Below are 6,736 nucleotides of genomic sequence, written 5' to 3'. Positions count from 1 at the left end.
CTTTGATATATTTTGTATTTTCAATTATTAGTTCTTGACTTTATTGATATATTACATTATACTTTGTGTATATTTTAGTACATTTGTATTTTCTTTAACTCAATTATTCACTCTATCATATTCAGTCAGGAGACGAAATTTATGATTAAAATCAGAAACAGCAATGCTTTATGCTCTCATGGCGACATCGAATCCAGAAAAATTGTGCTGGGCATTGCAGAAAAAGCTTTGCAGTATTTAGATTCTTATCAGCGTATTAAAAGTATCGCTCACATGGAAGGGCCGGTTCTGCATATCGGAAGCCGCTCCTGGGATTTATCTAAAAAGCGGCACGTTTACCTACTGGGCGCCGGAAAAGCATGCAATCACATGGCTATGGCCGTAGATGAGATTTTGGGCGATTACCTGACCCAGGGCATCATAATCGTAAAAATTTCAGAAGATACCGATGTCTTTTGCCATACCGATGTATACGTGGGCGGCCATCCGCTTCCCAATGAAGAAGGATACCGCGCATGCCAAAAAATTCTGGAACTCGTAGACAGTGCCGGCCCGGACGACCTCTTCATCTGTACCATCAGCGGCGGAAGCTCCGCACTTATGAGCTGTCCCATAGATGGAATTTCCCTTCAAGATGAGATCGATACGACTGATGTTATGCTGAAATCAGGCGCTAATATTTATGAGATTAACGCGATCCGCCGCCATATATCCGCGATGAACGGCGGCATGCTCGCAAAACGTATTCAGCAGACCGGTGCCGAAATGATCGGCTTCGGAATCAGCGATGCCGTTGGCACTCCCGCTACGGGAGATATCGGTATCCCCTACGCCAGCTATGCCAGCACTCCAATTGGCCCTGATAAAACGACGCTGGACGATGCCAAAGCCGTTATCCAGAAATACGATGTTGCAGACCGCCTTCCGAAAACGGTGGTGGATTATCTGACAAATGCCGGTCCTGAATGCGAAACTCCAAAAGCATTTCCCGACAATACATATTTTCTTTTAAATACACTTCCTGATTCCTGTATCTGCGCCAAAAAAGCTGCCGAAGAGCTGGGACTGAACGCAGTCATACTGACCTCTTTTCTGGAAGGAGAAAGCAGGGACGCAGGCACATTTTTTGCTTCGATTGCGCGGGAAATTCAGACTTACGGCAATCCGTTAAAGCCGCCGCTCGTGATCCTCAGTTCCGGTGAAGTTACGACAGAGATCCTGGACAACAGCACGATTCTTGGCCACGGCGGTCCCTCTCAGGAACTGACAGCCAGCTTCGCCCTCTCCGCTTCCAAAACAAAAGGAGCCTGTATGTTTTCCATCGATTCAGAAGGTACGGACGGCACGTCTTTTGTAGCCGGAGGCATCACTGACTCCACAAGCTGTGCCACCGCTCTCAAAAAGGGTATAGACCTTCACTCTGCGCTCCGGGGGCATTCCTGTTTCGAGGCGCTTTCAGAGATCGGAGACACCGTCTTTACCGGCAACACAGGAACAAATCTGTGTGATTTCAACATTCTGTATGTTCCTGAACCGCATCAGTATGAAGGATAGGAGGAAGACATGAATACAGCAATTAAATCCGTGCATGCACGGCAGATTGTAGACTGCAAATGCCGTCCCATGGTTGAAGTGGATATCGTAACTTCCGACGGCCACATTGGCCGTGGCTGCGCGCCACAGGCTCATCCGTCGGAAAATACGAATCCCGGGTGCTCAGGGACGGCAATCCAAAAGAGTACCACGGTTTAAGCGTTCACAAAGCCGTGGAACATGTAAACCGGTATATCGCTCCTGCTCTAACCGGCAAAGACGTCACTGATCAGAGCGCCCTCGATCATATCATGATCAGCCTTGATGGCACGCCTGATAAAAGAAAGCTGGGCGGTAATGCCATTTATTCCGTATCGATCGCTGCGATTCGGGCCGCTGCCTGCTGCAGCCGCAAAAGTCTGTATGACTACATTGCAGGCACCTCTTTAAAATCGATCCCGATCCCCAGCTTCAACGTCATTAACGGCGGACATTATCCCGGGCTGGTCCAGCCTTTCAACGAATTTATCATCATGCCCTACGGCGCTTCCTCTATTGAACATGCAGTGGAAATGGGCATCATGACGTTCCAGGAGCTCGAAAAAGTATTAACCAGATATTTGGGAAAGAAACCGGAGACAGCCTCTTCATACGGGTATGCCGCGCCTTCTGAGGATCCGGAAGTCATTCTGGACCTGATCTCCGAAGCAATTGCAAACTGCGGCTACAAAGATCAGATGGGCCTGGCTCTCGACTGCGCCTCCAGCGAAATGTACGACAACGAATCTGATACATATCTCATGAAAGGGAAACGCATATCCGGCGATGAGCTGATCCGTTACGCGAAGTATTTGACGGAAAAATATGATTTCGTATTTATTGAAGATCTGCTGGATGAAAATGACTGGGACGGCTTTAAAAAGGCTCATCAGGAAATAACAAGAACAAATCTGCTGGGCGACGACTTCATCGTAACCAGCATGAACAGGCTGAAACGGGCATACGAGAGCAATTCCATAGACGGTTTTATTCTCAAGCCTAACCAGGTCGGAACATTAACAGAAGCCCTGGAAACCTTTTCTTATGCCAGTGAACGCGGGCTGATCGCAACTCCTTCCGGCCGTTCAGGAGGCGTGATCGGTGACGTGGTCATGGATCTGGCTGTCGGCCTGCAGGTAGGCTTTATCAAAAACGGCGCTCCCCGCTCCGGCGAACGGATTGACAAGCTGAATTTTTTAATGAGAGTTCACGACTTGAATCCAGGATGCAGCCTGTCTGATATTACTCCGATTTTAAAGTTCAGGGAGAAAGACTGATTCGCAAAAAGCAGAGGATCGCGAGACCGTCAACACGGTCAAGCGATCCTCTGCTTTTGTACTCTCTGCCAGATACGTCAATTTACAATTGCTTCCCCCGATTCCTTATCGAATACATTTACTTTTCTTTCGTCCAAAGCGATTCTTACACGATCCCCTTCCTTTACTTCTGTCTGAGAACCGACTCTAACGGTCAGAGAAATATTTTGTGCTTCACAGTAGAGAAGCGCCTCTGCTCCCAGTAATTCATAATTGCAGGCTCTGGCTTCAAACACGGTCTCCGCCTCCTGTACAGCCTTTTCATCATTTGTCAGATATTCCGGCCGTATCCCCATGACTACCTGCCTGTTCACGTATCCTTTTTTATATATTTCTTTTGCTTTTTCACCGGTAAGCCGTACATAATTTCCGTTCCATTCAAGGGACAAACACTCGTTCTCCTCTCTACACACCACATCGATGAAATTCATCTGAGGCGAACCGATAAATCCTGCTACAAACTGATTTTTGGGAGCATGGTAGAGATTCTGAGGAGAATCGATCTGCTGGATCACGCCGTCCTTTAATACTACGATTCTCGTTCCCAGAGTCATCGCTTCCGTCTGATCATGTGTAACATAAATAATCGTAGCCCCCAGCCTTTTATGCAGCTTTGAAATTTCACTTCTCATCTGAACTCTAAGTTTGGCGTCTAAATTCGACAACGGCTCGTCCATTAAAAATACCTTTGGTTTTCTTACGATCGCCCGTCCCATCGCGACGCGCTGCCTCTGGCCTCCTGACAGGGCCTTCGGCTTTCTGTCCAGCAGCCGTTCCAAATCCAGAATTTTAGCCGCTTCCCGAACCATTTGATCAATCTGGACTTTTGGGATGTGTCTCAACTTTAATCCAAATGCAATGTTGTCATACACGGTCATATGGGGATATAGGGCATAATTCTGAAAGACCATTGCAATGTCTCTGTCTTTCGGTTCCATATTATTTACGATCTGATCTCCTATTTTTAGTTCTCCAGAAGATATCTCTTCCAGCCCGGCAATCATCCGCAGCGTTGTGGATTTGCCGCAGCCGGAGGGACCGACAAAAATGATAAATTCTCTGTCCCTGATCTCCATGTCAAAATCCTTTACTGCCTCGTAACCGTTGGAATACACCTTGCAAATATGTTTCAGCGATATATCGGCCATTTATATTCCTCCTTCCCTTTCTTTCCTTATCCCAAAGCTCACTCTCAAAGCGCCGGAGTACGGTTTACGACTTTTGAATACAGGTAAGAGAATGCGTGGTTTCCGGCACAGTAGCATCCATGGGGAACAAACGCTCCGATCCATAAAAAATCGTCCTTTTTTATCATCGTCCATGTGTCGCTCATCATATAACTGGCCGCGCCTTCCAGACAGTACAGCCCATGCTCCTGAAAATGGCATTCCAAAAATGTATGGCTGGCTCCCGGATAAAAAGTGATGACGCTCATCTGGATATCGTATGACAAATCCTGCGGGATCAGTTCCCTAATTACATTGTCGTCTTTTCCATCGCACATGACCGCTTCCACATCGTCCGCATTGCCGAACAGAACGGAAGGAACCGGAGTCCCCTCCAGCGGAATGTAACGCCTCGTCTGAATCAGCAGTTTTACCGGATGGTCGCCGTCATTTACAAATTCAATTCCAGCCCCCGGCGGGGAAGACAGAAATGAGTGTCCTGCCGCCTGGAAGGACTGACCGCAGCATTTCATCACACATGTGCCTTCCAGCACAAATACAAACGCCTCAATCCCCTTTTCCCCTGCAAATATCCTGTTGGTACCGCACCCAGGCTCTGCCTGCACATAATACTGAATAAAATCTGCGCCCAATTCTCTGGCAGCTAAAATATAAACCTGGCAGTTTTCCATCTCCGGAATCATGTTAGTCACAGGCCCGACCGGCGGCACCAGCGCATAGGAGCCCTTCTTCACCTTTGCTCTCGTCGTCAAAATATCTGCACATGTATTCATGTCTTTCTTTTAATCTCCTCTCTGTTTTACTCATCCTTCCTCTCAGGCGCCCTTGCGCCTTTACCTTTTTGCCTTTACCTTTTTCGTCTTTGCCTTTTTTGCCTTCGCCTTTCAGACTTCAGCCTTGCCCTACCCCTTTACCGCTCCCGACATCATACCACCGATAATCCGTTTCTGCATAAATACATACAGAACCATGACCGGAAGCATGCCCAGCAGGAAGGAAGCGAACACGAGGGAGTAATCCGTCATATTTTCCCCTTTAAATATGTACTGAAACAGCTGCAGCGTATAGTATTCCGGTTTTGTGAGCACGAGGCTCGGCATCAGATAGTCGTTCCACATCCACAGCCCGTTTTTTATTAAAATAGTCGCTGTCATCGGTCTCAGAAGCGGTTTGACAATTTTAAAAAATATCTGCCTCGTAGTCGCCCCGTCAATATAGGCAGCTTCCTCTAAATCCGTCGGTATTGAACCGAAATATCCTACGTAAAGAAATATTCCTTCGCACGTGGAACCTGCCAGATACAGCAGGACCAGGCCGACCGGATTCATCAGTCCCAGGAAATTCATGAGCTTCACCATAGGCATCATCCTCACCTGGAAAGGAATAAAGATTCCGGCCACCATGAAGTAAAAGAGGAATCTGTAAAATCTGCTCTTTTTCATATTCCGGGCGATCGGATAAGCTGCCATCGGCAGCAGCAGGGACATGAGCGCCAATCCTGTTACAGTAACAAAGACCGAATTAAAGAGCGAGCTGAAATAGTTGCCTTTCCCAATCACTGTCCTGAAGTTATCCAAATTAGGAGCAGCAGGCAGGGCAAAAAAGCTTCTGGCAATCTCAGAATTCGTTTTCAGAGATGTAATGACCGTAAGATAGAAGGGAAAAGCTACATTGATCAGAGAAGCTGCCAAAAAAACTGCGATAAAGATATTTATGCTCCTCTTCTCTCTCATCAATATACCTTCTTTCTGTTTGTAAAACTGATCTGCATAACGGATACGGCAATAATCACAACAGCTGCTGTAATCGCCTGTGATATGGCATAACTGAACTTCATCTCTTCGAATCCCTGGCGGAACAAAAGCATGGTAATACTCTCCGTAGCGCCGGCCGGCCCCCCTGTAGTGAGGGTGAGAATATAGTCGTATACCATCAGGCCGTCTTTTAAAACGAGCACTAAGATCATGCTGATCACAGGGAGCAGAAACGGCAGCGTGATATACCGGAATACCTGAAACGGCGTTGCTCCGTCCAGCATTGCAGCTTCTTTTAATTCTTCCGGCACTGTTTGAAGCCCCGCCATGATCAGTACCGTAGGCACTGCCGTCCCCTGCCAGACATGGGTGATAAGGATTCCAAAAATGGCCGTCTTAGGCGAGGCCAGAATGTTCTTTCCCAGCAATCCGATCCCGGCCATCTTCCCCAGTTCCGGGAGAACATATCCGTAAATCTGGTTGAAAATCAGCCCAGACGTAATCAGGCTGATAACAGCCGGGAAAAAATATGCCGCCCGAAAAAACGATTTTCCCGGAATGTTCCTGTTCAGCATCATTCCCATAACGAGGCTCAAAAGCACGATGCAGACAATCAGCATAGCCGCATATTTCACGTTGAATCTGACCGCGCGCAAAAAGCGGGCATCCGAAAGCATTCTCTTATAATTGTCCAGTCCTATAAACTTATATTTTCTCGCAATCCCGTTCCAGTTGGTAAAGCTGTAGTAAATCCCAAGCAGAATCGGAAGAATGGAAAAGAAGGTGTACAGCGCCAGGCTGGGGGCTACAAACATCGCGTGTGTCAGCTTCTTCCCGTTAAACTTCACTTTTACATTCATGTATTCTCCCCGCTTTCCCTGCGCGTCACTTTTTTATTATGCTCGTT

The 6,736-nt window shown here is 47.3% G+C and carries 7 protein-coding genes; 3 read left to right on the top strand and 4 right to left on the bottom strand.

The features are described from left to right. Window positions 1-141 precede the first annotated feature (141 nt). Genes DXA13_RS14510 through DXA13_RS14505 form a run of 3 tightly spaced genes read left to right on the top strand, consistent with a single transcriptional unit; the run spans window position 142 to window position 2,849 of the window. Window positions 142-1,554: a DUF4147 domain-containing protein gene (locus DXA13_RS14510; RefSeq protein WP_118245391.1), complete on the top strand. Its 1,413-nt coding sequence runs from the start codon at window positions 142-144 to the stop codon at window positions 1,552-1,554. A gap of 9 nt (window positions 1,555-1,563) precedes the next feature. Beyond that, window positions 1,564-1,752 carry a hypothetical protein gene (locus tag DXA13_RS21945; RefSeq protein WP_243009156.1) on the top strand — a complete coding sequence of 63 codons (189 nt, stop codon included), beginning with the start codon at window positions 1,564-1,566 and terminating at the stop codon, window positions 1,750-1,752. Next, complete coding sequence (locus DXA13_RS14505; RefSeq protein WP_243009155.1) at window positions 1,713-2,849, top strand: enolase; 1,137 nt, start codon at window positions 1,713-1,715, stop codon at window positions 2,847-2,849. Before DXA13_RS21945 ends, DXA13_RS14505 begins: the two co-directional genes overlap by 40 nt. 77 nt (window positions 2,850-2,926) lie before the next feature. On the opposite strand, the gene ugpC is transcribed toward DXA13_RS14505, so the two are convergent. The 4 genes from ugpC to DXA13_RS14485 form a co-directional block, all read right to left on the bottom strand. Next, on the bottom strand, window positions 2,927-4,036 hold the full coding sequence (gene ugpC, locus DXA13_RS14500) for a sn-glycerol-3-phosphate ABC transporter ATP-binding protein UgpC (RefSeq protein WP_118245389.1): 1,110 nt from the start codon (window positions 4,034-4,036) through the stop codon (window positions 2,927-2,929). Between the two features lie 44 nt (window positions 4,037-4,080). After that, window positions 4,081-4,848: a (S)-ureidoglycine aminohydrolase gene (gene allE / locus DXA13_RS14495; RefSeq protein ID WP_118245387.1), complete on the bottom strand. Its 768-nt coding sequence runs from the start codon at window positions 4,846-4,848 to the stop codon at window positions 4,081-4,083. Window positions 4,849-4,977: 129 nt separating this feature from the next. Further along, complete coding sequence (locus DXA13_RS14490; protein ID WP_118245385.1) at window positions 4,978-5,808, bottom strand: carbohydrate ABC transporter permease; 831 nt, start codon at window positions 5,806-5,808, stop codon at window positions 4,978-4,980. Continuing rightward, window positions 5,808-6,689, bottom strand: coding sequence for a sugar ABC transporter permease (locus DXA13_RS14485; protein ID WP_118245383.1), 882 nt, complete (start codon window positions 6,687-6,689; stop codon window positions 5,808-5,810). The genes DXA13_RS14490 and DXA13_RS14485 overlap by 1 nt, the downstream gene beginning before the upstream one ends. Window positions 6,690-6,736: the final 47 nt, after the last annotated feature.

The sequence above is a fragment of the Clostridium sp. AM58-1XD genome, from assembly GCF_003464085.1.
GTDB lineage: Bacteria > Bacillota > Clostridia > Lachnospirales > Lachnospiraceae > Lachnoclostridium_A.
This window is presented reverse-complemented; position numbering and strand designations above follow the sequence as displayed.